Annotated in this window: 21 protein-coding genes and 1 tRNA gene; 13 read left to right on the top strand and 9 right to left on the bottom strand. The window is 41.9% G+C overall.

Features of this window, described 5'->3' with window-relative positions; genetic code table 11:
• Positions 1–181: 181 nt before the first annotated feature.
• Positions 182–1,747 (bottom strand): hypothetical protein, encoded by a 1,566-nt coding sequence (locus tag ABM313_RS18520; protein WP_434684620.1) that lies wholly within the window; start codon positions 1,745–1,747, stop codon positions 182–184.
• A 156-nt stretch (positions 1,748–1,903) separates the two neighbouring features.
• Between ABM313_RS18520 and ABM313_RS18515 the strand changes: the two genes are divergently transcribed.
• Together ABM313_RS18515 and ABM313_RS18510 are read left to right on the top strand one after the other, a co-directional pair.
• Entirely contained in the window at positions 1,904–2,404 is a 501-nt protein-coding gene (locus tag ABM313_RS18515; protein WP_434683803.1) for a helix-turn-helix domain-containing protein, read from the top strand.
• Between the two features lie 2 nt (positions 2,405–2,406).
• The gene (locus ABM313_RS18510; RefSeq protein ID WP_434683804.1) at positions 2,407–2,976 is read left to right on the top strand and encodes an IS630 family transposase; all 570 of its coding nucleotides are present in this window, start codon (positions 2,407–2,409) and stop codon (positions 2,974–2,976) included.
• A gap of 352 nt (positions 2,977–3,328) precedes the next feature.
• Here ABM313_RS18510 and gap read toward each other — a convergent pair whose 3' ends face one another.
• Positions 3,329–4,354: a type I glyceraldehyde-3-phosphate dehydrogenase gene (gene gap / locus ABM313_RS18505; RefSeq protein WP_434684619.1), complete on the bottom strand. Its 1,026-nt coding sequence runs from the start codon at positions 4,352–4,354 to the stop codon at positions 3,329–3,331.
• Between the two features lie 342 nt (positions 4,355–4,696).
• Between gap and ABM313_RS18500 the strand changes: the two genes are divergently transcribed.
• Positions 4,697–4,770 (top strand) — tRNA-Pro (locus ABM313_RS18500).
• 35 nt (positions 4,771–4,805) lie between these two features.
• Here the strand turns inward: ABM313_RS18500 and ABM313_RS18495 are convergent.
• The 4 genes from ABM313_RS18495 to ABM313_RS18480 form a co-directional block, all read right to left on the bottom strand.
• Entirely contained in the window at positions 4,806–5,345 is a 540-nt protein-coding gene (locus tag ABM313_RS18495) for a rhodanese-like domain-containing protein (protein WP_434684618.1), read from the bottom strand.
• A complete protein-coding gene (locus ABM313_RS18490; protein ID WP_434684617.1) occupies positions 5,345–6,121 on the bottom strand; it encodes a sterol desaturase family protein in 777 nt (258 codons plus the stop codon). The genes ABM313_RS18495 and ABM313_RS18490 overlap by 1 nt, the downstream gene beginning before the upstream one ends.
• A gap of 35 nt (positions 6,122–6,156) precedes the next feature.
• Positions 6,157–7,074: a pentapeptide repeat-containing protein gene (locus tag ABM313_RS18485; RefSeq protein WP_434684616.1), complete on the bottom strand. Its 918-nt coding sequence runs from the start codon at positions 7,072–7,074 to the stop codon at positions 6,157–6,159.
• Between the two features lie 262 nt (positions 7,075–7,336).
• On the bottom strand, positions 7,337–8,035 hold the full coding sequence (locus ABM313_RS18480) for a type IV pilin-like G/H family protein (protein WP_434684615.1): 699 nt from the start codon (positions 8,033–8,035) through the stop codon (positions 7,337–7,339).
• Between the two features lie 453 nt (positions 8,036–8,488).
• Here ABM313_RS18480 and psbD point away from each other — a divergent pair, with 453 nt between their 5' ends.
• Both psbD and psbC read left to right on the top strand, forming a co-directional pair.
• Positions 8,489–9,550, top strand: a complete 1,062-nt coding sequence (gene psbD, locus ABM313_RS18475) for a photosystem II D2 protein (photosystem q(a) protein) (RefSeq protein WP_434684614.1) — start codon at positions 8,489–8,491, stop codon at positions 9,548–9,550.
• A 217-nt stretch (positions 9,551–9,767) separates the two neighbouring features.
• Positions 9,768–11,159, top strand: a complete 1,392-nt coding sequence (psbC, locus tag ABM313_RS18470) for a photosystem II reaction center protein CP43 (RefSeq protein ID WP_434684613.1) — start codon at positions 9,768–9,770, stop codon at positions 11,157–11,159.
• An 80-nt stretch (positions 11,160–11,239) separates the two neighbouring features.
• Here the strand turns inward: psbC and ABM313_RS18465 are convergent, their stop codons facing one another.
• Entirely contained in the window at positions 11,240–11,539 is a 300-nt protein-coding gene (locus ABM313_RS18465; protein ID WP_094530228.1) for a 30S ribosomal protein PSRP-3, read from the bottom strand.
• 60 nt (positions 11,540–11,599) lie between these two features.
• On the opposite strand from ABM313_RS18465, the gene ABM313_RS18460 reads away from it, so the two are divergent.
• The 4 genes from ABM313_RS18460 (at position 11,600) to ABM313_RS18445 (ending at position 15,968) form a co-directional block, all read left to right on the top strand.
• Positions 11,600–12,391: a TIGR01548 family HAD-type hydrolase gene (locus ABM313_RS18460; RefSeq protein ID WP_434684612.1), complete on the top strand. Its 792-nt coding sequence runs from the start codon at positions 11,600–11,602 to the stop codon at positions 12,389–12,391.
• 255 nt (positions 12,392–12,646) lie between these two features.
• Positions 12,647–12,988, top strand: coding sequence for an MgPME-cyclase complex family protein (locus ABM313_RS18455; protein ID WP_094530224.1), 342 nt, complete (start codon positions 12,647–12,649; stop codon positions 12,986–12,988).
• A gap of 89 nt (positions 12,989–13,077) precedes the next feature.
• Positions 13,078–14,046 carry a protein phosphatase 2C domain-containing protein gene (locus tag ABM313_RS18450; RefSeq protein WP_434684611.1) on the top strand — a complete coding sequence of 323 codons (969 nt, stop codon included), beginning with the start codon at positions 13,078–13,080 and terminating at the stop codon, positions 14,044–14,046.
• Entirely contained in the window at positions 14,043–15,968 is a 1,926-nt protein-coding gene (locus ABM313_RS18445; protein WP_434684610.1) for a pentapeptide repeat-containing protein, read from the top strand. The genes ABM313_RS18450 and ABM313_RS18445 overlap by 4 nt, the downstream gene beginning before the upstream one ends.
• A gap of 41 nt (positions 15,969–16,009) precedes the next feature.
• Here the strand turns inward: ABM313_RS18445 and ABM313_RS18440 are convergent, their stop codons facing one another.
• Positions 16,010–16,519, bottom strand: coding sequence for a GNAT family N-acetyltransferase (locus tag ABM313_RS18440; RefSeq protein ID WP_434684609.1), 510 nt, complete (start codon positions 16,517–16,519; stop codon positions 16,010–16,012).
• 399 nt (positions 16,520–16,918) lie between these two features.
• On the opposite strand from ABM313_RS18440, the gene grpE reads away from it, so the two are divergent.
• The 3 genes from grpE to accD all read left to right on the top strand — a co-directional run bounded on the left by grpE (position 16,919) and on the right by accD (position 20,888).
• On the top strand, positions 16,919–17,680 hold the full coding sequence (gene grpE, locus ABM313_RS18435) for a nucleotide exchange factor GrpE (protein WP_434684608.1): 762 nt from the start codon (positions 16,919–16,921) through the stop codon (positions 17,678–17,680).
• Between the two features lie 115 nt (positions 17,681–17,795).
• Positions 17,796–19,655 (top strand): molecular chaperone DnaK, encoded by a 1,860-nt coding sequence (gene dnaK, locus ABM313_RS18430; protein ID WP_434684607.1) that lies wholly within the window; start codon positions 17,796–17,798, stop codon positions 19,653–19,655.
• 258 nt (positions 19,656–19,913) lie between these two features.
• Complete coding sequence (gene accD / locus ABM313_RS18425; RefSeq protein ID WP_434684606.1) at positions 19,914–20,888, top strand: acetyl-CoA carboxylase, carboxyltransferase subunit beta; 975 nt, start codon at positions 19,914–19,916, stop codon at positions 20,886–20,888.
• A gap of 5 nt (positions 20,889–20,893) precedes the next feature.
• Here the strand turns inward: accD and nagA are convergent, their stop codons facing one another.
• Positions 20,894–21,940 carry an N-acetylglucosamine-6-phosphate deacetylase gene (gene nagA / locus ABM313_RS18420; RefSeq protein WP_434684605.1) on the bottom strand — a complete coding sequence of 349 codons (1,047 nt, stop codon included), beginning with the start codon at positions 21,938–21,940 and terminating at the stop codon, positions 20,894–20,896.
• A 132-nt stretch (positions 21,941–22,072) separates the two neighbouring features.
• Here nagA and ABM313_RS18415 point away from each other — a divergent pair, with 132 nt between their 5' ends.
• Positions 22,073–22,657, top strand: coding sequence for a Uma2 family endonuclease (locus ABM313_RS18415; protein ID WP_434684604.1), 585 nt, complete (start codon positions 22,073–22,075; stop codon positions 22,655–22,657).
• Positions 22,658–22,795: the final 138 nt, after the last annotated feature.

The following is a 22,795-nucleotide window of genomic DNA, read 5'->3' as shown; positions in this document are numbered from 1 at the left end:
TATGGCGATAAACAAACGTCAGTTCGACGAAAGCGAAAAATGGTAAGAATCGCTAAGCGATTCTTACCATTTTTCGCCATTTGCAGCGTGCGAAGCACGCCGCAAATGGCGATATCGAACTCACGTTAAACAAGATGCAAATATTATGTTGATCGCGATTTAGCAGACTATTGCTCAACCATTAGTTTTTCCCAACTACAAAAGGAATGTCGATACTTTGATTGTATTTTGCGCCGCTCTTTGTCGTTTGATTAATCACAATTCCATAGGCTGCGTTGTAATCAGCTTTCAGCCAAGGAGAACAATAACGCCCGACGGGCAAAGTGTAAACATTGCCATTAACGATCGCTCCCTCACTAGGTTCCAATTTTGGTGGGATTTTAAAGGTAACAGTACGCCGTTTAACATAATCGCTAGCGACTACACCCGTTGCTGATTGCTTGCTAAAACATTGCACCTCAATTTGCGTATTCTTGAGCAACTCACGCACATTACCGCGATCGCTAAGGATTAGTTGATTGTCAGTACCAACACCTGAGATTTTTTGTAATTGGAATGAACTAACGCGATCGGGATTGAATCCGCCTGTAATCTTTACCACTTGAAGATTGTTCTCAGGAACAACTTGATATTCCAATGTCCCTGGCAATTGATATTCGAGTTCAGCATTCTCATTACGGACATTTACTGTTGCGCCAATTTCTACGCGATCAACACCTAAAGCTGTTGGTGTTTCTTTTGCAGTCCAATCAAATTGATAGAATAAGCGTGCTGTATCCTTTAGATAGGTGTATTGATCTGAAACGTCAGAACTGGGGCGCAGCAAACGCGATAAACCACTTCTTTCAACCCAAATATTTTTGACCAAGCCAACTTTTTTACCGATCGCAGTTCCTAATGGTGTGCGATCGCTGGTGATCTCCGTAGGAATATCTAAACGTGGTACAAGGGTAACTTTTCCATAATTCCCTGTCTCGCCATTGCGTCCATTATTGCCAGTCTCTCCATTACGTCCACTTTGGCAAGAATAATAACCTGTCTGGGTGACTCCTTTATTAGTGCGCCGATAGAGCCAATCACCTTGCCGATATTCAGAAACCTTTGAGTATAAGCGATTAAAATCAAGGTCCCAACCATCACTTGAACGCCTACAAAGCCGAGTTTCTTTGGAATAATATTGCCAAGGAGCTTTAGCATCATTAAATGGTCTGCGTTCAGTCTCTAGCGTACAGTATTTAACTTGCCATGATGTTTCTTGGCATTCACAGCCTTTGCCACCAACTGCGCTACGTCCATTTCGACCGCCTTTCCCTCCTGCATTCCGAATTTCTAGCTGTTGAAGTGCAGCAATATTAGTATAGAAAATGATGGCATTGCCCCCGTTGCCGCCACGTCCACCATTCCCGCCATTGCCACCACGTCCACCTGATGCGCCTATTAATGAATATTCAGGACGATAGGGTTGTTCACAACTACTAGCCGATCGCCCTGATGTTCCATCCTCAGCATCTTCACCGATTGTGCCTGAGAGATCATAGGCAGCAGGTTTACCATCGCCAACGATTTTTATGTCTTGTCCATCTCTACCACTACGTCCATCTCGTCCGCGATCGCCATCTTGTCCAGTGCGCCCAAAAGTAGCTTGGGCGATCGCCTCTGAGTTAATTGACGGGATGATCAAAAGTAAGGATAAAATTGCGATCGGTAAAGCGTGGATTAAAGTTTTAAGCGATCGGGGTTTCCACATAAGGTAAAGCCTTCTAAATCAATCTACTTTATGTAGACATTATTACTACAGAATGGGTTCCAAATATATAGATAGCTATAGCCACCTGTCTTATACCAAAACACAAAGAAGAGGCAACAGATGATATAAGAGAAAAAGGAGAAAGAGGATAACAAAATGGCAGGGGTATATAGATTAGAAATAAGTGAAAGCGAAGAAGAGCTAAAAGAGATGCTAGGGCGGCAGAAAACAGGCTCAGATAAAGAACGAGTGCAAGTATTGTACTTACTGAAAAGCAAGCAAGCTGGCACAGTGCAAGCCGCCGCTCAACTAATCGGGAGAAACCGTAGCACAGTGCAAGAGTGGATCAGAGGATATCGAGAGGGAGGAATAGCAGGAATACTAAGCCATAAACCAAGAGTAGGCAGAATACCCAAAATCCCAGATTGGGCGCAAAAAGCACTGGACAAACAACTGCAACAGGAAAAAGGATTTAATAGCTACGGAGAGATACGACAATGGCTACAGGAAAAACTAGGAATCGAAAGTACCTATAAAAATGTGCATGACTTGGTGCATTACCGAATGAAGGCAAAACCAAAGGTAGCCCGTCCCTATAGCGCCAGTCAAAACCAAGGGCAACGCGAGGAATATAAAAAAAACTCTCGGATAACCTAGCCATGGTGGCATGGTATGCCGTGACCGTGTTGGGATTAACGGGAAAAGTCCGATTCTTTTGTCAAGACGAAACAAGGATTGGTTTGAAAACCATCAGTGGTCGTAAAATAACGGCTCGTGGGGTCAAACCCAAGGCAAAAGTCCAGTGGCAGTTTCAGGCTACATGGTTATACGGCATCGTCGAACCTGCGACGGGAGAAAGCTTTTTCTATGAATTTAGTCATCTCAACACTGACTGTTTTCAAATATTTCTAGACCTTGTATCAGAGAAATTTGCAGACAGCATAATTATCTTGCAAGTTGATCAGGCTGGTTGTCATCGGGCTAAGCGTTTACGATTACCTCACAATATCATTTTGATATTTCAGCCTGCTCATTCTCCAGAATTAAACCCAATTGAGCGGGTTTGGCTACATTTGAAGCAAGGGTTGAGATTTTCTTTACCCAAAAATATGGATGAGTTGCGGCTTTTGGTCAAGAATCGTCTCTCCGAAATGACTAAATCTGTAATTGCTTCTCTTGTCGGTAGAGATTCCATACTGGATGCTCTATCTGTTGCCTCTCTTTTGTGATTTGGTATTACAGCAATTACCAATCAAACGAACCACAAGAAAATTTTTGAAAGTGTTGCTTTGCAACACTTTCAAAAATTTTCTTGGTTTGAGCGCGAGCGAGGTGCTGTAAGACAAATCAAAACCCAAATAGTGAGAGGTAGCGTAAAGCGCTACCTCTCACTATTTGGGTTTTATGTCCTAATAGGTGGCTATAGCTCTATACTAACTTCTGTTTAGAAAACCCACTTTCAATAAGATCAATAAGATATTGAAAGTGGGTTTGGAAACCAAACCCCTACTACATTATTATTTAGACAGTTAGGGGCTTGGTCGCCAAGCCTAAACTTTGTTTGTAATATCAGTTAGGTAACTAGAGAATTCCTTCTTTTTTAGCCATTGATATCATCAAATCAACCACACGGCAGGAATAACCCCACTCATTGTCATACCAAGAGACAACTTTAAAGAAGTTTGGATTTAGCTCAATGCCGGCCCCCGCATCAAAAATACTTGATCGCGAGTCTCCCTTAAAATCTGTCGAGACAACCTCCTCATCGGTATAACCGAGAATGTCTTTTAGGTCACCTTCTGAGGCAGCCTTCATCGCTGCACAGATCTCTTTATAGCTAGTAGCTTGTTCAGTCTTAAACGTTAAATCTACTACCGATACATCAGGTGTAGGAACACGCAAAGCCATTCCCGTCAGCTTCCCTTTCAGTTCAGGCAAAACTAAAGCCACAGCTTTCGCCGCACCTGTTGAAGAAGGAATGATATTTTGACCAGCGCCTCGTCCGCCACGCCAATCCTTTTTGCTAGGACCATCCACTGTTGGCTGCGTAGCTGTCATTGCGTGAACAGTAGTCATTAATCCTTCCGCAATACCAAATTTATCATTGAGAACCTTAGCGATCGGTGCTAGACAATTGGTGGTACAGCTTGCATTAGAGACAATTACATCAGTAGCAGGGTCAAACTTAGTGTGATTTACACCTACTAACAATGTGGGTACTTTTTCGGGATCTTTTGTGGGAGCAGAAATGATCACGCGCTTGGCACCTGCGTTAATATGTGCGATCGCTCCAGCATAATCAGTAAATAAGCCAGTAGACTCCACAACATAGTCTGCTTTTAGTTCTCCCCAAGGTAATTCCGAGGGATTGCGAATCGCTGTACAGGGTACTAACTTACCGTCGATCTCAATGCCTTCGGGTTGAGCCGAGATTTTACCGTCATAGAGACCATGGGTAGAGTCATGTTTAAGCAGATAAGCGAGGTTATCAGAAGGAACAAGATCGTTGATTCCGACAATCTCGATTTCGGGATGTTTGGCAGCAACACGAACCACTAATCGTCCAATTCTGCCAAATCCATTAATACCAATTCTGAGTTTAGCCATATTTTGCTTGTCTAGCAGATTTATAGTGCTTCGCGATTATGCTACCTCAAGTTTTAGTGAAGCAATCCTTAAAACATTAATATGTCAAGACTTGCATACATATAACTACCGTCGATTGTGTTAGGACAAAATCAAAACCCAAGAAGAGAATGGCGGCGCGAAGCGCCGCCATTCTCTTCTTGGATTTACACTTGGCGACAGCTATATAATGAAGTGCTGTGGAGCGCTGCACTTCATTTCTTTGAACACAAAGCCCCATAAGCAAATTCTTGAGTTGAAAATTCAAGGAAAAAAATAATTATGTGTATTTCGCGCTTTCTGTAGTAACATATATATTCGCAACGGGATGTAGCGCAGCTTGGTAGCGCGCCTGCTTTGGGAGCAGGATGCCGTAGGTTCGAATCCTATCATCCCGACTTAAAAATAAAAAAGCGCCTCATGAGGCGCTTTTTTATTTTTCTGACAAAACTTGCAAATCCTGCGATCGCGTAAATTGTTTACGCCATGCGGTGATACCACCTGTCAAAGTTACAACCTGATAGCCGCGATCGCTTAGGTACTTATTTGCCTTGATTGATCGCATTCCCGAAGTACAGTACAAAACTATTGTGGGTCTAGTTTTTTGTTTCTCTTCGTAGCTTTTCACAATCTTGTTAATCCTTTGAAGACCTAACTCAATCTCAATTTCAGCTAATGGCACAAGATCGCTATTGCCAATGTGATCCTCTTGATATTCTTCGGGCGATCGCACATCGATTAAAACTATAGATTTAAGCTTGCTACTAGCCAACGCATCGACTGAAATTTGCGGTGTACTAAAACTTTGTAAATATACAGGTAAACTCATTTGCTGCTGATAAGCCAACAGACTCAAAGTCCCAAGACCAACGACTAACGCTGTGCCAACTATAGCTAAAGGAATCAGATATCTACGTGTAGATATAAATTCTTTAAAATTTCTTTTTGTTAGTTGAAATGCTTGTCTATCCATTAGATTTTCTTGCTTTTAAATAGATGATTAAATGGATAAACTAAATGATTAAAATAATTAGTTCTAATATTTAATTCTGTTCCATATTGTTTAGGTAGTTCTTTGTTAGGCATATGCCAAGTACCAAATATATAATCAATGATTGGTAACTGTACAGCCAAATTTTGAGCATATAGTTTTGGATGGCGATCATGATGCCAATGATGAAATTCAGGCGTGGCAATAATCCATTTTAAAATTGGAAATTTGACGCTAATATTGGCATGAATAAAAAAGGCGATCGCACTTGAAAAAATTCCATAAATCGCCAAAGCTTCAGTTGAAAAACCGATCCAGTACAGTGGAATCATTTGGCAAGCCTTGGTCAAAATCTGCTCAAAAGGATGTACACGCACAGTTGCAAGCCAGTCGATATGGGTGGAACTATGGTGAATAGCATGAAATTTCCATAACCAAGGCACAGTATGCATTAGATAGTGAATTATATAAAAACTAAGATCCCCAATAAATATGGCGACGATTACTTGAAGAACAAGGGGTTGTTGTGCCACAAAGCCAGATAAGGTCGGAATAGAACCTTGTCCAAAGAAAGCAAATATAATTAATAATTTAGTTGTGCCATGACCAATAAAATAGCCTGAAAAATAATAAAAAATATCTGTAAGCCAACCTTCACGTAATAGTTTTTTGTGATGTACTGCAAATATTTTTTCAATTGGTACAAATACAAAAATAAGGATTAATATTCCTTTAATAACATTAGGTATTTCCAGCATTATTCAAATCACTAATTTTGTTCATAGTTAAGTATTCATATAGCCAACTGCGTCATCTCTGGATTCTCAATATTTTTAGCGATCGCCTCCTGCGTATCTGGAGAAAAACCATTGGGGAACTTGCAATTTTTAAAGGTTGCACCATGCCAGTCAATACCTGCTAAGTTTGCGCCTAAAAAATCACAATTTTCTAGAACTGCGTTGACAAATCTTGCATTTTCTAAATCTGCCCCCTCAAAAGAAGTCACAGCCGACATTTTGACTTTTGCAAAGTGGAGATTAAAAGCCCTAGTCGCCAAAACCGCAGGCAAAATCGCCAATACCGCAAACAAAATTGCATAATGAATTTCTTGGTATTTGATCCAGCTATAGCCAGCCGAAATTGCTGAAGATACTCCCACCGCCATCCAGACCATGCCCACTGCGATCGCCCCTTTTTTGTAACCCAGATATAGCCCAAAAAGAGACATCCCAAATGCGGCAATCATCACACCTATCCCAACTACTGTTAAAGCTGTAGAGTTAATTGCGGCGATTACCATTAATCCAACTAGCCCCATGTATATAGAGAAAAGTCTTCTTTGAGAGACTGCCGCCGCCGTGGCAAAGGCAAACATCCACACAAAAGGATTTAACATCCATCCATAGGGACTTCCATTCTCACTACCACAACCCACTATTACAAGTTGCGCTAAAAACCATGATGCGACTCCTAAAGGAACTCCCACAATGATATGCAGCAACATATGGATGAGATGCTTTTGGAAGTTTTTCTGATCTCGACTGATCTTTGTTTCTGAAAAATCAGCACCCACTAGTCCCGATCCCTGAAAATCGCAACCTTGCAACCTTGAACCTGTAAAGTCAGCTTTATTTGCCGCATCTTTACGAAATTCATTCTGAAAAGAGTGATTCTGAAAGTCACGATAACGATAATTCACATAACTATCCATGGGGTAACCTCTCTTAGTGGGTATTTGAGTGGATATTATTTAACAGTCCGAGAACTTGCTGGTAATCCTAACTTTATGTGAGTTCGACGAAGTCTGAAAGTGATCAAAATCGCTAAGCGGTTTTTACCACTTTCAGCCATTTGCGTCGTGCGAAGCACGACGCAAATGGCTGTATCGAAATCACGTTAACTTTGGGCAGATAAATATAGCGACTTAGAATATGACTCAAGTTTTTCAAGATATTCCAAGAGTAGAAAGACAGCTATCTTATAAAGACAGTTCCCTCTGCACATTTTGGAATGCCATTTTCTAGAAATGGTTTTGGTAGCTTTGTCTTTACACCAAGTTTGGGGGATTCACAAAGAATCGTGGTTGTAGTTAGCTCTTTTTTGGTGCTTGGCTTTGGGCTTGAAGTTGGATGATTTAAACCTTGAGATGTTTTATTTGTTTCAGGAACTACAAACACGGCTCCGACAAAACTTTTTAAATTGTCATTCTTGGGGACGCCGTAATGATAGGCAACAAGCTCAAAACTTTGTAAATCATACTTGTAGTTATCTGTCTCCTCTTTAATGCCAATTGCCAAAGCAGGGATTGATCGCCCCAAAGCTCCATTTTCTAGCCAAAAAGCTTGCTGCGCTTTACCCATACTTCCTACATAACTCCGAGCCTCTGCACTCCTAGCTTTTGTGCCACAACTAAATGACCCTAGAAATGCAGGAGCTACTATTGCAATTATTCCAAATCCTAACAAGCCATAAATTGACCAACGTAATAGCCGTCGATATTTTTTCGACTTTGTTGATATATCTTCTTTTTGAGGTAAATCAGCAAGCAAATTAGCTTCAGTATCTATCTCACTGATGTTTTCAAGAAAAGACGATACCTCTTCCTGAAGATCACCTGTTTGTAATGGTTCTTGTAATGTTTCAGACTGTCTTGTTGCGACCTGCCCAATCATTTTAATTACCTATTGCTAATGCAGCTTTAACCAATACTGCCCTGTTGTTGAATTAAAACTTGCGATCGCGATCGCAAGCTTTAGTGATTATTGACTACTTGCATTATCAATGTTTGCAAAATTTATAAGTACAAATACTTAGCTGTTAGGACGAAGATCAAGTCAAATCAATCTCCCTTACAACATTTTTGAAATGACTGGATTTAGCACTGCTATTATTGTTAATTAATATATTAATTTATTGGCAACTATCTCAAAAGAGGTAGAAGTAAACCTTCTTAATACTTTTTTAAGATTTTTTGCTAATTACATATACTTTGTAAAGTAAGCTCAAACCCTTGCTTGCAAACAATTTGAGGTTTTTAACTATTTTGTAAGACCCCAAACGTAAAGATGTGTTAAGCTAATTTCAAATCCATATAAATACTCTTAGTTACAGCAGGATTTAAGATTATGACCATTGCAATGGGCAGGTCGCAAGAAGTCGAAAGAGGATGGTTTGACATCATCGACGACTGGCTAAAGCGCGACAGATTTGTATTTATTGGTTGGAGTGGCTTGTTGCTATTCCCTACCGCATTTTTATCAATTGGTGGCTGGTTTACAGGTATCACCTTCGTATCATCTTGGTATAGCCACGGTCTAGCTTCTAGCTTCCTCGAAGGTTGCAATATCTTGACCGTAGCTGTATCTTCTCCACCTTTGAGCGTTGGACACTCTTTGCTATTGCTTTGGGGACCTGAAGCACAAGGTGACTTTACCCGCTGGTGTCAAATCGGTGGTCTGTGGACATTTCTAGCGCTTCACGGTGCATTCGCACTGATCGGCTTCATGCTTCGTCAGTTTGAAATTGCTCGTCTAGTTGGTATTCGTCCTTATAATGCGATCGCCTTTTCTGGTCCTATCTCCGTATTCGTATCCGTCTTTTTAATGTACCCCTTGGGACAATCTGGTTGGTTCTTCGGTCCTACCTTCGGTGTTGCTGGTATTTTCCGCTTCATCTTGTTCCTACAAGGTTTCCACAACTGGACGCTAAACCCATTCCACATGATGGGTGTAGCAGGCATCCTTGGTGGTGCATTGCTTTGTGCTATTCACGGTGCAACCGTAGAAAACACCTTGTTTGAAGATGGTGAAGGCTCTAACACTTTCAAAGCTTTCAACCCAACTCAAGCTGAAGAAACCTACTCCATGGTTACAGCTAACCGTTTCTGGAGCCAAATCTTTGGTATCGCATTCTCCAACAAGCGTTGGTTGCACTTCTTCATGCTATTCGTACCTGTAACTGGACTATGGTTCAGCAGCGTAGGTATTGTTGGTCTAGCATTGAACTTGCGCGCCTATGACTTCGTATCACAAGAAGTTCGTGCAGCAGAAGACCCTGAATTTGAAACCTTCTACACCAAGAACTTGCTCTTGAACGAAGGTATCCGTGCTTGGATGGCTCCTCAAGACCAACCAGCTGAAAGATTCATCTTCCCTGAAGAAGTATTACCTCGCGGTAACGCACTATAAATTTGAATCTTAAAAATCGATTGCCGCAATCTGCAATCGATTTTTTGAGGATAACTGCAAAACTTAGCTATCAGAAATCAGTACGGTTCTACTAGTTTTTGGATTATGATGAATCTCATCAAACGTCTGAATGTTAGCAGTTAACTATCTGGTAACTGATAGCTTAAAAATTATTTGCACTTTAAACCTATAAAAATTTTTCTGGAGATAACCTCTCGTGACGACGACCATTAACTTAAACTCCCTAGGAGTGGGCGGGCGTACACAAGACTCATCGGGCTTTGCTTGGTGGTCTGGCAACGCACGACTCATTAACCTTTCTGGTAAACTGCTGGGCGCTCACGTTGCTCACGCTGGTTTAATTGTGTTCTGGGCTGGTGCAATGACTTTGTTTGAAGTCGCACACTTTGTCCCTGAAAAGCCAATGTATGAGCAGGGCTTTATCCTATTGCCTCACCTTGCAACTCAAGGTTGGGGTGTTGGTGCTGGCGGTGAAGTTGTTGATGTATTTCCATACTTTGTAGTTGGTGTGTTACACCTCATTTCTTCGGCTGTACTTGGCTTTGGTGGTATTTACCATGCTTTGCGCGGACCTGAAGTCTTAGAAAATTATTCTTCTTTCTTTGGATATGACTGGAAAGATAAGAACCAGATGACTAACATTATCGGGTATCACCTGATTGTGTTAGGCTTTGGTGCACTTCTACTCGTATTCAAGGCAATGTTCTTTGGTGGTCTTTATGATACATGGGCTCCTGGTGGAGGTGATGTACGTGTGATCACTAACCCTACGATCAACCCCGTTGTTATCTTTGGCTATTTGCTCAACTCACCTTTTGGTGGTGAAGGCAACATCGTTGGTGTTAACAACCTCGAAGACGTAGTTGGCGGACATATTTGGATTGGCTTGATCTGCATTACTGGTGGTATTTGGCATATCCTTACCAAGCCTTTCGGTTGGGCAAGACGCGCTCTGGTTTGGTCTGGTGAAGCATATCTATCTTACAGTCTTGGTGCATTGAGCTTTATGGCGTTTATCGCTACTTGCTTTGTGTGGTTTAACAACACTGTTTATCCTAGTGAGTTCTTTGGACCTACTGGCGCTGAAGCATCTCAATCTCAAGCATTTACCTACCTTGTTCGTGACCAAAAGCTTGGTGCAAACATTGCAACCTCCCAAGGTCCTACTGGTCTTGGTAAGTACCTGATGCGTTCTCCTTCGGGCGAAATCATTTTTGGTGGTGAAACCATGCGTTTCTGGGACTTCCGTGGTCCTTGGTTGGAGCCTCTCCGTGGTCCTAACGGCTTAGATATCGACAAACTCAAGAATGACGTTCAGCCTTGGCAAGTACGTCGTGCTGCTGAGTACATGACGCACGCTCCTTTGGGTTCCTTGAACTCAGTTGGTGGTGTTATCACTGAAATTAACGCGGTAAACTTTGTTTCTCCTCGTTCTTGGTTGTCTACCTCTCACTTCGTATTGTCCTTTATGTTCTTGGTTGGTCACCTATGGCATGCTGGTCGCGCACGCGCGGCTGTTGCTGGCTTTGAAAAGGGTATTGACCGTGAGACTGAGGCTGTACTATCGATGCCTGCTCTCGATAAATAGTTTCTTTCCCTTGAGTATTTGGTGCGCTGCACCAAATACTCAAATAAAAAAGGGGCGCATTGCGCCCCTTTTTTATTTGCTTAGTTACTACCAGTAAATATGACATCAGGGAATTTACCTTGAGCTTCTGTCATAGGGCGATTTTTGCCCTCTTGCTGCCAGTAATTAATTACTTCGGTTGCCTTATTTAAAATTTCAATCCGATCTTGATCGGCAATCCAAGGCTTGCTTTCCATTTCTGTTTTAAGTTGATCCCAAGCATCATCACGGGGCCAAAAGAAATACTTGGTGAGAGGGCTGAAGCCTTTGCCAACGACTTGATCGACGGCAAGAGCTACATTATTCTCTAACCATAAGATTTTTAGAATAAACTGGGACAATGCTACCTACCTCCAAGAAAAGTTAAATTACATATTAAAGTAGCGATCTTGCACTATAACATGATTGAAACCTCTAAAGTTGATTCAAAACTATTAAACAAAAGTATTTTTGTCTTTGATATTGATGGCGTGATTCGGGATGTATCAGGTTCCTATCGCCGTGCACTTGCTGATACGGTTGAGCATTTTACAAAAGCTGCTTACCGTCCTACTCCCGAAGAAATTGACGAGTTAAAAGCCGAAGGGATTTGGAATAATGACTGGGAAGCTTCACAGGAGCTAATTAAGCGATATTTTCAAAGTCTGGGGAAAGAGATTCAAGTATCCTATGAGGCGATTGTTGAGTTTTTCCAAAGTCGTTATCGGGGTCGTAATCCTGACTGGTCAGATGGTTATATTGCGACAGAGCCTCTGATTGCTACTAAGAAATATTTTCAGGAGTTGTCGATCTCAGGAATTGGTTGGGGCTTTTTTAGTGGGGCAACGCGGGCTTCGGCTGGTTATGTACTAAGGCGGCTAGATATTAATGAGCCTGTGCTAATAGCGATGGAGGATGCGGCAGGTAAGCCTGATCCCACAGGGCTGTTATTAGCGGCTAAGCAAATTGAGATGAAGCAGGGTAATACTGTAACGGTGATTGTGTATGTGGGGGATACTGTGGCGGATATGCTGACGGTGATAAAGGCGCGAGACTTTGAGCCTAGTTATCAATATGTTGCTGTTGGCGTAATTCCTCCACATGTCAGTGAAGATTTACGCGATCGCTATACAGCTTTGCTCAAGGAAAATGGTGCGGATATGGTGTTGAACAGTGTTCTAGAGCTAACACCACAACTTAATCTAAGTATTTAAGTACAAAATATAAAACCCCAACCAAGATCTGTACCGCCCTCTTTGCGGGCGGTACAGATCTTGGTTTGAGGCACTTATTGCAAAGTTTAGATATATCAATCCCCAAAAGTGTGACGACACTTTTGGGGATTAAAAACCAGACCCTGTAAGGATTTTAAAAACACAAAACGGCTTAGCCGTTTTGTGTTTTGGTATTAAATAAGAGCTAACATAGATCTGGCTTTACAAGCTATTACCTTGTTAAGAAAAAAATTTATGTCAGACTCCCAGCAATACTATTTCGTGGCTGCTAGCCGTAAGTACTTGTGCGAAGACGAAGGGAAACCTTTGGGTGAGACGCTATCGGAGCGTCGGCGCAATTTTGAGGCTCGCAATAAGGAAATTAATTTTTGGTTGATTGAGCAGCCTGCTTTTTTGGAAGCGCCTGAGATGGCAAGCATTAAAAAGCAAATTCCCCAACCTGCGGCGGCGATCATTACAACTGATCCAAATACTATGCGTTGGCTGAAGTTAAGACTTGAGTTTGTGGTGACTGGAGAATTTACTGCCCCTAGCGCCTCTATTCCCCAGCCTTTAGCTTCTTTAGCATTTGCCTAATCAAAATAGAGCGTGTAAATTACGCTCTATTTTTTGCATAAGAAAAGCCGCCCTATGGCGGCTTTTCGATTAGGTTAATGTGCTAAGGTGTGACCTTGAATTTGCTGATCAAATTAGCGATCGCTATAGCTACTGTGTATAGACCTTTTTGCCCTAATAATTTTTCTGGCTTGCATTCTCCCCATGGGTATGCAAATTTTGGCTTTAAGGCGATATCCTTAAATGCTCAGAAATATAGCGATCGCAGTTTATATAATCAGCCCCTCAAGCCTGAGCAAAAAAATTTAGACAGAGAACTAGAGGCTAATTTTGAGTTAATTCAGAGTTTTTCAGTCCAAAAGGCTGGAAATATGATCGCCGAATGTGAAGACATTTGGCATTGTGTAAAACGAAATCCGATGGTGTCGATCGCTTTGTCCGATGGGGCAACCGAGTCTTCCTTTGCACGGGAATGGGCGCGAGAGTTAGTAACGACTTTTGTGAATCGTCAATTACCTTGGCAAGAAGTCTATGCTTGTACTGCAAATTGGCTATCGCCATTACAAAAGTCTTGGCAACAATGGTTAGCGCATCAGGATTTGTCTTGGTTTGCTAAACGTAAGGCTAGTGAGGGTGCTTTTGCTACTTTTGTGAGCTTAGAAGTTTTTGCGGATTTAAGTTGGAAATCCATTGCTGTGGGAGATTCTTGTTTATTTATCGTGCGCGATCGCTGTCTGCAAACTAGCTTTCCTTTGCAAAAAAGTCATGAATTTAATAATCGTCCCAAGCTAATCGGAACCAATGTTAAGGCGGCAAATATTAATATTTCACAAATTTATGGAGATGCAAAACATGGCGATCGCTTTTATTTGACCACCGATGCGATCGCCTGTTGGATTTTTAAGCAACTAGAAGCAAATCAAGATCCTTGGGTAAAATTAGACGAGATCAGCTCGCAAGATTTGTTCGCAGAATGGGTGACGGATTTGCGCGATCGCCATGAAATAGCTAACGACGATACAACCTTGCTATGTCTCAAAATTCAGGATGCACCGATGAGTCAAAGTTGTGAGTCATGACAGATATTCAAACTTGGCCCTTAAATATTGACTTCACGATCGCAGTGCAAAATCCACATCTTTGCTTTGCCGATCCTGACCTGAAGCAATCTAGTACTTCTAAAAATTCGCGAGGACGAGTTTTGTTATGGTCGGGCAACTTTGCTACGGTATACAAGCTTACTAAGGGAAATCGCTCTTGGGCTGTGCGTTGTTTTACGCGCATTCCACAGTCAGATGTGCAGCAACGCTATAAGTTAATCAGTGAATATCTCAGCCAGCATCAAATCCCTTATTTAGTTGATTTTGAATTTCTGACCCAAGGAATTCTGGTCAAAGGCGAATGGTATCCGATTCTGAAAATGGATTGGGTGGAAGGCTCAGAACTCGATCGCTATATTGGTGAATATATTGATGATTCGCAAGTATTACTGCGTTTAGATCGCCAACTGAAACAACTCCAAAAAGATCTCCAACAGGTAGGTATTGCCCACGGTGATTTGCAGCATGGCAATATCATGGTGGACGATCAAGGAGAGCTAAAGCTGGTGGATTATGACGGTATGTATGTGCCTGCATTGCGAGGGACTCCACCCCTTGAGGTGGGGCATCCTAACTATCAGCCACCAATGCGATCGCCAAAGGACTTTGGGGATCAGCTTGATGAATTTTCCTTTGAAGTGATTTCCCTGTCTCTTCGGGCTTTAGCCAGTCAACCCAATCTTTGGGAAACCTTCCACGAAGACAACAAAAATTTGATTTTTCGGCAAAACGATTTTCAAGAACCTGATTTGTCACCTGTGTTTCAGTCGATCGCGAATATCCCTGATGATGAAACTCGTGAGCTATGCGATCGCCTGATCCGCCGTTGTCATGGCAAAGATCAGCAAGAACAATCTGCACAGCCTTTACAAAAAGTAAAAATTGTAGTTACACAGTCCAAGAGGTTCTTATTTTGGGGGGTAGCGTTATTTGCTATTGCTGGGATTATTTTCTGGCTGGTTAAAAAAACTCCATCGCCACCTCAGCCTGTCACAACTATCCCTCCTACTAATCCGCCTTCTCCTACTCCTACTAATTCTCCTACTCCCGTCGCTGTTACAACTCCCAAATTAACCCCAATCACAGCCACAACTTTACAAGCGAAATATGCAGAGGGGCAGCGAGATTTTCGATATATTCAGTTGACAGGCTCTCAAGGCGATCGCTTACAAGGTCAAGACTTTAGCAATATTAATCTCAGTGGTTCTGTGCTAGAGCGAGTCGATTTACGCCAAGTCATCTTCAAAAACGCAAATTTGAATGGCATTAAAATCGTTAAAGTCGATCTCCGAGGCGCGGATTTGAGTAACTCTAGTCTTGTTGATGCAAATTTAGCCTTTTCTAATCTGACCGAAGCAAATTTATCTCAGGCAAATTTATTGCGAGTCAATTTATTTCAAGCAAAGTTGGGATCAGCGATTTTACAAAGGGCTGAATTAATGAAGACTAATCTGAGTGAAGCTGATCTTAGTTCTGCAAATCTTAAAGGTGCAAATTTAGTACTTACCAATCTTCGTAAATCTAATCTCGTTAAAGCGAATCTTAGTGAGAGTAATTTAAGTGCAGCTAATCTTAGTGATGCAATCTTAGACGATGCTGATTTATCTTCAGCCAACTTGCGATCGGCGGAGCTTCACTTAACCAACCTCTCCAACGCAAATCTCAGTGCAGCTAACCTAACCGCAGCAAAACTAATTTTGGTCGAGTTTGCTGGTACAAACCTTAATGGCGCGAATTTCCGTAATGCGATCGTTGAAAATGTTGGTAGTGTTGAATCCGCCGATTTTACTAATGCTTTAAATCTTGCTCCTAATATTCGTTCATATTTTTGCTCTTTAGCTTCTGGTAACGTTGCTGAGTCTGGCGTATCTACAAAATCAACTCTTAATTGTTTGCCGTAATGAAGGCAGCACTTGCTCTGTCTTCATTTATGTGTAAGCCGCTACTCACATTCTTGGAATTCTGATCGGTATTTTACAGTTCCACAATAACCATCTAAAGCTCCATTTTGCAATTCTAAGACCATGAATACATCATCCGGAACTAGATATTCACACTTTAGCCCCTTGTCTTTTGCAGAAATAAATCCGAAACGTGAATAGTATTCTGGATATCCCAACACCACCACAGCTTTGTAGCCTAAATCAGAGCATTTTTTTAAACTATGTCTAATCAATAACGATCCAAAGCCCTGTCGTTGATATTGAGGTAAGACTGCTAATGGTGCTAATCCCAGCATTATTAATTGTTCTGAATATCCCCCAATAATCTCAACGGGACTAAAGAAAATATGACCAACAATTTGTTCAGATTCTATAGCAACAAAAGAAAATGTGTTGTCAATTCCCCGTAGCTGATCAACTAAGTTTGCCTCATTCTCTCTTCCAAAGGCTGCTACATTAACAGCCCGAATTTCCTTGACATCTTCTAGTTTTTCAGCCCGTATTTCCATAAATATGTTAGATAGCTAATGCTCTACATCAAAACCCAAGAAGAGAATTGCGGCGCTTCGCGCCGCAATTCTCTTCTTGGGTTTTATGTACTAATTAATACACTTGGCGACAGCTATAAGTTTTGCTGAGGAAATAGACTAGAGAATGGCGGCACTTTGCTCAGCCATTCTCTTTTGGGATGCAAACTAATTCGAGCATTGCTATAAGATTTACCAAAAAATGACAATGAACATATAATTTGCGCTTGTTTGTCCCTTTTATCCCACTAACGGCTATACGTTGTCTCAGATAAAGAGTAAAATCGAAATGACTGACAAAAATCGTCAAAACTAACACTTAAATTTTAACTCTTAGCAATTTACTGCTAGTCTAAAAAGCGCTAAAAGAGTATCACCGTAATGATCGAAGAAGAAAACATACTAAGTTCTGACGACCTCATCGATGAAGATGATGAGGTTCTTGAGTCACGGTTGCAACAACTTGCTGCCGAAGAATTAAATCAAATCTCATCAAATTCAGACATACCTAAAGCCGAAGGCTCTCCCGCATCTGCAACTACAGCTAGCGAGCCAAAACCTGACGCAAGTAAAGCAAGTGCGGCAGCCGCAGCAACGCTAGAAAAAATTAATGGTTTGATCGCTGAGTCAACCTCACTGAGAGAGCAATTAGATGATCGCAAACAACAGTATTTGCGTTTATATGCTGACTTCGAGAATTTTCGCAAACGTACCGAGCGCGATAAAGAAGAGCAAGAAGGGACTATTACATCCAAAATCCTTAAAAAAATTCTGCCTGTAGTCGATGACTTTGAGCGTGCACAGTTACAAATTTCTCCAAAAACTGATGGGGAAGCTTCAATTCATAAAAGTTATCAATCTGTATATAAGCAGTTGCTAAAATGCCTCAAAGAGACTGGTGTTGTAAGGATGGAATGTGTCGGTCAAGACTTTGACCCCAATTTCCATGAAGCAATTATGCAAGAACCTTCAACCGAATATGACGAAGGTATCATCACCGAAGAATTACGCCCAGGCTATCTAGTTAGTGATGATCGTGTCCTGCGTCATTCACTGGTCAAAGTGTCTTCAGGTAAAATTGATGGAGATAATGATCCGTCTTCAAACGATGTCTCTGAAAATAGCTCTAGTGAACCTAGTTAAGCTAAATATTTCAAGATGCGATCGTGATTGCATCTTGAAATGCATTCTTAGGGTACATTATTCAGAAATTCATTAAGCTAAACTTTTAAAAAAGCTTTTAACGGAACTGGCGATTATGTCGAAAGTAATTGGGATCGACCTTGGTACGACAAACAGTTGTGTTTCGGTTTTAGAGGGTGGTAAGCCTGTTGTCATCTCTAGTGCAGAGGGGGGGCGTACCACACCGAGTATTGTCGCTTTTGTCAAAGACAGCAGCGAGCGGATCGTTGGACAGGTTGCTAAGCGCCAATCCGTTACCAACTCGGTCAATACGGTTTACAGTATCAAGCGTTTTATTGGTCGTGGTTGGGATGAAACCGAGTCGGAGCGTCGTCGTGTTCCTTATACAGCGGTCAAAGGAAAAGACGAAACTGTTGATGTCCAGATTGGTGATAAGACTTATACACCCCAAGAAATTTCAGCAATGATCCTGCAAAAGCTAAAGCAGGATGCTGAAAACTATCTAGGCGAAGAGGTTACTCAAGCCGTTATTACTGTACCTGCTTACTTTACTGATACTCAACGCCAAGCCACCAAAGATGCTGGGGCTATTTCGGGCATGGAAGTGCTACGGATTGTCAATGAACCCACAGCCGCAGCACTTGCCTATGGATTAGACAAGCAGGATCAAGATCAGATCGTTTTAGTATTTGACCTTGGTGGCGGTACATTCGATGTCTCAGTACTGCAACTTGGCGATGGTATTTTTGAAGTTAAGGCAACATCAGGAAATAATCACCTTGGTGGTGACGACTTTGACGCAATGATTGTGGATTGGTTAGTTGCTGACTTTAAACAAAAAGAAGGGATTGATTTATCTGCTGATAAAACTGCTTTGCAACGACTTAAAGAAGCTGCTGAAAAAGCCAAGATTGAGCTTTCTAGCGCCCCTTCCACCTTGATCAGTTTGCCATTTATTGCTGCTGATGAGTCAGGACCTAAGACGATTGAGCTAGATTTTACTCGTTCCAAGTTTGATGAAATTACAGCACCGTTAGTCAAGGCAACTCTCGAACCGACTGCCCAAGCGTTGAAGGATGCAGGGCTACTACCTAAAGAAATTAATCGAATTATTTTGGTTGGTGGCTCAACTCGTATTCCTTCAGTTCAAGAAGCGATATCTAGATTTTTTGATGGTAAAAAGCCTGATCAGTCAGTTAACCCTGACGAAGCTGTAGCGATCGGTGCAGCAGTGCAAGCTGGGATCTTAGGCGGTGAAGTTAAGGATCTCCTATTACTGGATGTAATTCCCCTCTCAATTGGACTAGAAACTCAAGGAGGTGTATTTACGAAAAACCTAGAACGTAACACCACAATCCCCACTAGTAAGTCCCAAATTTTCTCCACTGCTGTTGATAATCAATCGGCTGTAGAAATCCATGTCCTACAGGGTGAACGGGCGATGGCAAAGGATAACAAGAGTCTTGGTAAATTTGAGCTAGAGGGCATTCGTCCTGCGCCCAGAGGTATTCCCCAGATTGAAGTTTCCTTTGATATTGATGCTAATGGTATTCTCAAGGTTTCAGCGCGTGACATTGATACTGGAGTCGAGCAAAGTATCAGCATCACCAATACAGGTGGCTTGAGTCCCAGTGAAATCGAGAGAATGCGCATGGAGGCTGAAGTTTATTCTGATGAGGATGCTGCTCGTCGCGAATTAGCAAATATGCGAAACCAAGCCTCTAACCTGATTCGCACGGTTGAGGAAATCCTCAGAGATAATGGACCATCGGTTATTACTCAGAGTTTGCGCGAACCCACCCTCAAAAACATGGAAGCTCTCAAGAATTTATACGAAGCTGAAGAAGCTACCTATGAGGACTTACAAACAGCCATTAAGCCTTTGCAGCAATCGTTGTACGAAGTAACTCAAACAGTTGAAAAATACTCTCAAGTTGAACGGGTGAAGCAAAAGTCTAGTGACAGCCTAGAATAGAACTAAGGGGTGATGCTGAGCAAGCATCACCCCTTAGTTTTACTGAGAGCGCAAAGCGCTGTATGATGACAGAGTTATACTTGTATTTTTAGCTACAGTTGTTATCTATCAACATTAGCAACTAATACCAATTCACAAAAGTATAACAACACTCTTGTGAATTAAAAGACAAACCCAGTAAGGGTTTTAAAGTTGCAAAATGTCAATGTCATTTTGTGATTTGGTATATAAAGCTTATTCTGTAAACCGTGAGCCGCTATGTCACTGTTTGATTGGTTTGCTGAAACTCGCTCGCGCGCAGGTGAAGCATATCGCCGCAAAACACCTAATCTTAATCAAGAGTCTCAAGAACGTGAAATTCCTGATGGTTTGTGGCACAAATGTTCTAGTTGTGGCACTTTGACCTATGTAAAGGACTTAAAAACTAACTTGATGGTTTGCCCTGAATGTGGTCATCACAATCAGGTTAATGCCTATGAACGCATTGCTCAACTGATTGATGCAGGCACATGGGAAGAAATGGATGCAGATTTAACTTCTTGTGACCCATTAGGTTTTAAAGATCGTAAGCCCTATATCGATCGCATTAAAGAATATAAACAAAAAACTGGTTTAAGCGATGGGGTAATCACTGGTACTGGCAAGATCGATGGTTGCAATGCGGCGCTTGCGGTCATGGATTTCCGCTTTATGGGCGGCAGTATGGGATCGGTCGTCGGCGAAAAAATCACCCGTATGTTGGAAACTGCGACGGCAAAGAGATATCCTTCTTTGATCTTTTGTGCTTCTGGTGGGGCGCGGATGCAGGAAGGGATTTTGAGCTTAATGCAGATGGCAAAGACTTCGGCGGCTCTTGAGCGTCATCGTCAAGCAAATTTACTTTACATTCCCATTTTGACGAATCCGACAACGGGCGGCGTAACGGCAAGTTTTGCGATGCTTGGGGATCTGATCTTGGCTGAGCCAAAGGCATTAATTGGTTTTACAGGTCGTCGCGTCATTGAGCAGACCCTTAAGCAAAAAATTCCCGAAGGCTTCCAATCGTCGGAGTATCTGCTCGATCACGGGTTTGTGGATGCAGTTGTACCAAGAACTAAGCTGAAGCAAAGTCTTGCCATGATTTTAAAAATGCACCAACCTCAAGCCGATATTGCCAGCGATCGCCATCTTAATGGTGCTGTTAAGTCGGGAATTGATATTGCGTCCGAGACAAGCTTAGCTTCTGAGGTTTAGCTCTATCAATTAACTTCACAACCCCAAGAAGTGCGGACGGATTTAAAATTGGGTGGAGCAGGACAAGAGAATGAGTAACTGCACCAAGTGAGCCGATGAGGCGCATCTTGATCGATTTCAAGATTTATGGCAAGACGTGGAGCTTCGATCGCTAGTTTAATAGCATTTTCTGGGTCACAAACTCCCCACTCAATCAGATTATTGACTGCGTTGATTAATGGCTGTGTCGTACCTGAGAGCGTGCCATCGGGTAATTTTGCTGTGCCATTTGTAATCGTAATCTGGCGATCGTCCCAAGGATAAGTGCCATCAGGTAACCCAAGGGGGGCAAGGGCATCGCTGACTAGAAAAATTTGTTTTTTCATCCGATAGAACAGTTTGATCATTTCGGGTGAAACATGAACACCATCAGCGATTAGTCCGCACCAAACCCGATCGCTTAAAATTGCCTCGCCCAGTAAGCTCACGTCGCGATGATGCAAACTGGGCATCGCATTAAAAGCATGAGTGACCATTGTTGCCCCTTGGGTAATCGCTAATCTTGTTTGCTCAGCATTAGCCGTAGAGTGACCTAAGCTGACGACGATATTGCGATCACATAGATATTTGATAGTCTCACCTGTGAGATCTAGTTCGGGCGCGAGGGTAACAAGTTTAACAATTTTGGTGTAATGACCTAATACCTGCTGCAAGGTATCGAGATTAAGCGGTAATAAATGTTGCTGCGGATGCGCGCCCCTTTTGTCAGGATGAAGAAACGGCCCCTCAAGATGCACACCTAAAATTTTGGCTTCGAGAGGATTAGGATTTCGCTTTTGATAGGAGATTGCTTTAGCAAGAACAAGTAGCGATCGATGTGTTTGCTCAATAGATGTAGTCACAAGTGTAGGTAAGAATCCATCTATACCTTGTTGATATAAAAACTGGCAAATCTCAGGTAACTTAGCTGCACGATCATCATTTAAATCATTAAAAGGAATTCCTAATGCTCCATTAATTTGCAGATCAATTGCACCTTGAGTAGAACAGATAATTTCACGTAAACCTGTCATGATTTTTCGCGATCGCTAATTATTTTCGTCGAACTAAGAGAGTGCGCCCTGAAGGGGTGAACTCTTTAGAATTGCTATAGGCTGAGTTATGATGATCGTAGATATCACTCCAACCTACCTAATTCTAAGCTTATGACAGTTCAATTGCTCACGCAAAACCAGAATAAGTTGGCGAATAAGTTCCTCTTGACGACCCAGCAATATCACCTCATGCACGAAGCTGGTGTTTTCCAAGAGGGCGATCGCCTTGAACTAATTAACGGAGAAATTACAGAAATGTCCCCAATTGGTAGAAAACATGCAGTCTGTGTAACTCGTTTACAAGAACTATTTATTAGTCGTTTATTAGGCAAAGTACAGGTTTGGTCACAAAATCCTATTCTTTTGAATAATGGCTCAGAGCCTCAGCCCGATCTTGCCATTCTTAAACGTCGTGAAGATTTCTATGCTGGTGGATTGCCAACCCCAGAGGATATTTTGTTAATTATCGAGGTTGCTGATAGTTCCATTGACTATGACCGCGAAGTAAAAGCACTTCTGTATGCGGCAGTGGGGATTCCTGAAATGTGGTTGTTTGATGTGAATAAAAAAGCGATCGAGGGATATTCACAACCATCAGCAAATGGATATAAGTTAATCAGACGCTATGATGAGAATGATACTCTATCAGTTCTCGCCTTTCCTGATGTGACTTTCAATTGGAATGAACTGTTTTAATTTATAGCTTTTTGAGTTCTTGAGAGAGTTTGTTACTCATCGACAAATCTTTAATTTCCCCAAACTTTTTTCCTATGACTTTTTCTCACAAATCATTGACTTTCCTAATTTAGTTAGTGGGGTAATAATTCCTTATGA

This window comes from Pseudanabaena minima str. Chao 2107, from assembly GCF_051131155.1.
Classification (GTDB): domain Bacteria; phylum Cyanobacteriota; class Cyanobacteriia; order Pseudanabaenales; family Pseudanabaenaceae; genus Pseudanabaena; species Pseudanabaena minima.
Note: the sequence above shows the minus strand (reverse complement) of the source record. Positions and strands in the feature narration are given on the sequence as shown.

Bases quoted from the DNA above. Each gene is read 5' to 3' on its own strand.
- ABM313_RS18520 (WP_434684620.1), bottom strand. From the start codon at position 1,747: ATGTGGAAACCCCGATCGCTTAAAACTTTAATCCACGCTTTACCGATC.
- ABM313_RS18515 (WP_434683803.1), top strand. From the start codon at position 1,904: ATGGCAGGGGTATATAGATTAGAAATAAGTGAAAGCGAAGAAGAGCTA.
- ABM313_RS18510 (WP_434683804.1), top strand. From the start codon at position 2,407: ATGGTGGCATGGTATGCCGTGACCGTGTTGGGATTAACGGGAAAAGTC.
- gap (WP_434684619.1), bottom strand. From the start codon at position 4,354: ATGGCTAAACTCAGAATTGGTATTAATGGATTTGGCAGAATTGGACGA.
- ABM313_RS18495 (WP_434684618.1), bottom strand. From the start codon at position 5,345: ATGGATAGACAAGCATTTCAACTAACAAAAAGAAATTTTAAAGAATTT.
- ABM313_RS18490 (WP_434684617.1), bottom strand. From the start codon at position 6,121: ATGCTGGAAATACCTAATGTTATTAAAGGAATATTAATCCTTATTTTT.
- ABM313_RS18485 (WP_434684616.1), bottom strand. From the start codon at position 7,074: ATGGATAGTTATGTGAATTATCGTTATCGTGACTTTCAGAATCACTCT.
- ABM313_RS18480 (WP_434684615.1), bottom strand. From the start codon at position 8,035: ATGATTGGGCAGGTCGCAACAAGACAGTCTGAAACATTACAAGAACCA.
- psbD (WP_434684614.1), top strand. From the start codon at position 8,489: ATGACCATTGCAATGGGCAGGTCGCAAGAAGTCGAAAGAGGATGGTTT.
- ABM313_RS18460 (WP_434684612.1), top strand. From the start codon at position 11,600: ATGATTGAAACCTCTAAAGTTGATTCAAAACTATTAAACAAAAGTATT.
- ABM313_RS18455 (WP_094530224.1), top strand. From the start codon at position 12,647: ATGTCAGACTCCCAGCAATACTATTTCGTGGCTGCTAGCCGTAAGTAC.
- ABM313_RS18445 (WP_434684610.1), top strand. From the start codon at position 14,043: ATGACAGATATTCAAACTTGGCCCTTAAATATTGACTTCACGATCGCA.
- ABM313_RS18440 (WP_434684609.1), bottom strand. From the start codon at position 16,519: ATGGAAATACGGGCTGAAAAACTAGAAGATGTCAAGGAAATTCGGGCT.
- grpE (WP_434684608.1), top strand. From the start codon at position 16,919: ATGATCGAAGAAGAAAACATACTAAGTTCTGACGACCTCATCGATGAA.
- dnaK (WP_434684607.1), top strand. From the start codon at position 17,796: ATGTCGAAAGTAATTGGGATCGACCTTGGTACGACAAACAGTTGTGTT.
- accD (WP_434684606.1), top strand. From the start codon at position 19,914: ATGTCACTGTTTGATTGGTTTGCTGAAACTCGCTCGCGCGCAGGTGAA.
- nagA (WP_434684605.1), bottom strand. From the start codon at position 21,940: ATGACAGGTTTACGTGAAATTATCTGTTCTACTCAAGGTGCAATTGAT.
- ABM313_RS18415 (WP_434684604.1), top strand. From the start codon at position 22,073: ATGACAGTTCAATTGCTCACGCAAAACCAGAATAAGTTGGCGAATAAG.